4 protein-coding genes are annotated in these 2,145 nt (G+C 66.3%); 2 read left to right on the top strand and 2 right to left on the bottom strand.

The annotated features are described in order from the left end of the window. A partial coding sequence (locus HLUSI_RS0107160; RefSeq protein ID WP_016833333.1) for a LysE family translocator occupies window positions 1-276 on the bottom strand: 276 nt, incomplete at its 3' end. Window positions 277-453: 177 nt separating this feature from the next. Here HLUSI_RS0107160 and HLUSI_RS0107155 point away from each other — a divergent pair. Then, window positions 454-1,356, top strand: a complete 903-nt coding sequence (locus tag HLUSI_RS0107155) for a hypothetical protein (protein WP_016833332.1) — start codon at window positions 454-456, stop codon at window positions 1,354-1,356. A gap of 12 nt (window positions 1,357-1,368) precedes the next feature. Next, window positions 1,369-1,959, top strand: coding sequence for an IMPACT family protein (locus HLUSI_RS0107150; RefSeq protein ID WP_016833331.1), 591 nt, complete (start codon window positions 1,369-1,371; stop codon window positions 1,957-1,959). On the opposite strand, the gene HLUSI_RS33430 is transcribed toward HLUSI_RS0107150, so the two are convergent. Next, a complete protein-coding gene (locus HLUSI_RS33430; protein ID WP_167321459.1) occupies window positions 1,899-2,057 on the bottom strand; it encodes a hypothetical protein in 159 nt (52 codons plus the stop codon). The two genes, HLUSI_RS0107150 and HLUSI_RS33430, sit on opposite strands and share 61 nt — an antisense overlap. Window positions 2,058-2,145 lie beyond the last annotated feature (88 nt).

Below are 2,145 nucleotides of genomic sequence, written 5' to 3'. Positions count from 1 at the left end.
TTCACGGCTGCGCCAGGCGCGCCAGCCGAGATAGAACAGATACAGCGCGCCGACCCACTTCACCGCCGTGAAGGCGGCTTCCGAAGCCAGCAGCATGGCGCCCAGCCCCACCGCCGACACCGTCAGGAAAATCGCAAACGCCGTCACGCGCCCGAACGTGGCCAGCAACGCCACGCCGACGCCGCGGCGAATGCCGTTGTTGAGCGCGCAAAAATTATTCGGACCTGGCACCAGCGCCAGCATGATGGCGACGGGGATGAAGAACAAGGCGTCCATGTTGCTTCCGTTTCCTGAACGTTGGGAGCGATGATTTTATCAGCCGCAGGATTTCCGTGTCGCCACAGCGCGCCCTGTGGCGGCGATGCCCCCCCTCCCCTCCCCCGGCAGATGACCGCGGCCCGTAGTGTAAAATTCCGGTCCGCCTCCGATTCGCCGGAGCGGTCCAGGGATGCCATGACTATCACGATCAATAACGAACTCCTTCAATACATCGACCCGCTTACCGCCAACGAATACGCCGCCCTCGAACGCAGCCTGCTGGCCGAAGGTTGCCGCGATGCGCTGGTGCTGTGGGGCGACGTGCTGGTCGACGGCCACAACCGTTACGAAATCTGCCGCAAATACGACATCGAATTCAAGACCGTGCAAAACACCGGCTTCACGTCGATCGACGACGTCATGCTGTGGATGATCGACAACCAGCTCGGCCGCCGCAGCGTCTCCGATTTCCAGCGCGGCATGCTGGCCCTGCGCAAGCGCGACATCATCGCCGCCCGCACCAAGGCCGAAGCCACGCCGGCCAAGGCCAGCAGCAGCGAAGACAGCCCGGCCAGCGACGCGGCCGTCCCCGCCGAGGCGGCCCAGGCCCAGGATGATCCCTGGCATGCCGACGACAACACCGGCCGCATCAAGACCCGCGAAGACATCGCCCGCGCCGCCGGCATCAGCAGCGCCACCATCGGCCAGATCGACCGCATCCGCAAGACCGCCGCACCGGAACTGGTGCAGGCCGTGCGCAGCGGCGCCATCTCCATCAATGCCGCCGCTGCCGTGGCCACCCTGCCCAGCGAAGTACAGGTCAGCGCCGTGGCCGGCGGCAAGAAGGAATTGCGCGAGGCCGCCAAGAAAGTGCGCGAGCAGAAAGCCGCCACCCGCACGCCGCGCGCTCCCAAGGCCGAGGACAGCGCCGGCGACGCACACATCCCCTTGGTGGAAGGCCAGGAAAACGAACTCACCGCCACGCTACGCCGCGAGATCAGCGCCTTGCAAACCCGCGTGGCGCAGCTGTCCGAAGAAAACCAGGGCCTGCGCGCCGAACTGGCCCTGTTCAAGGGCAACGCCGACCACCAGGCCTGACGGTACCACGCCATGGCCACCTTCACCCTCGCCCAGCGTGTGGAGATCGAACTGGAGATCCGCAAGAGCCGCTTCATCGGCATCGTCATGCCGGTGCCCGGACGCGAGGCCGCCATGCAGGAAATCGCCCGCATGCGCGACGCCCACCGCAGCGCCACCCACGTCTGCTGGGCGCTGATGGCGGGCGGCCAGTCCGGCATGTCCGATGATGGTGAACCCTCCGGCACCGCGGGCCGGCCCATGCTGGAAGTACTGCGTCACCATGAGCTCGATGGCGTCCTGGCCATGGTGGTGCGCTATTTCGGCGGCGTGAAGCTGGGCGCGGGCGGACTGGTGCGGGCCTATACCGACGCTATCGCCAGCGCCCTCAAACAGGCGCAACGCATTGAACGCATCGCCTGGGCCGAAGTGGAAATCGCCATCGCCTACGCCGACGAATCGCAGCTGCGCTATTGGCTGCAACAGAAACATTACGCTCTGCTCGGCAGCCGCCACGACACGCTGGCGCGCCTGCATGTACGCCTGCCGGCGACGGAACTGCCTCAGCTTGCGGGCGGCTTGCCGCGGCTTTCCTCAAACGCCGCGATCACGCAGATCATGTAGTCCATGCGGCGCCGGTTGGCGTCGCTGTGCGGACGTCCCCACAAGGCATCGAACTCGGCCACGACGAGGTGGTATTCAATCTCGCTGACGGGATCCATGGCGCATGCTCCCCTTCGCAGCTCCCCTTCGCAGCTCACGTCGCACGCACCACACGGCCCGCCAGCACGATCGCCAGCGCCGGCGCCA

Source organism: Herbaspirillum lusitanum P6-12 (assembly GCF_000256565.1).
GTDB lineage: Bacteria > Pseudomonadota > Gammaproteobacteria > Burkholderiales > Burkholderiaceae_D > Herbaspirillum > Herbaspirillum lusitanum.
This window is presented reverse-complemented; position numbering and strand designations above follow the sequence as displayed.

Excerpts from the sequence above, each read along its gene's own strand:
- HLUSI_RS0107155 (WP_016833332.1), top strand. The coding sequence starts at position 454 with ATGACTATCACGATCAATAACGAACTCCTTCAATACATCGACCCGCTT.
- HLUSI_RS0107150 (WP_016833331.1), top strand. The coding sequence starts at position 1,369 with ATGGCCACCTTCACCCTCGCCCAGCGTGTGGAGATCGAACTGGAGATC.
- HLUSI_RS33430 (WP_167321459.1), bottom strand. The coding sequence starts at position 2,057 with ATGGATCCCGTCAGCGAGATTGAATACCACCTCGTCGTGGCCGAGTTC.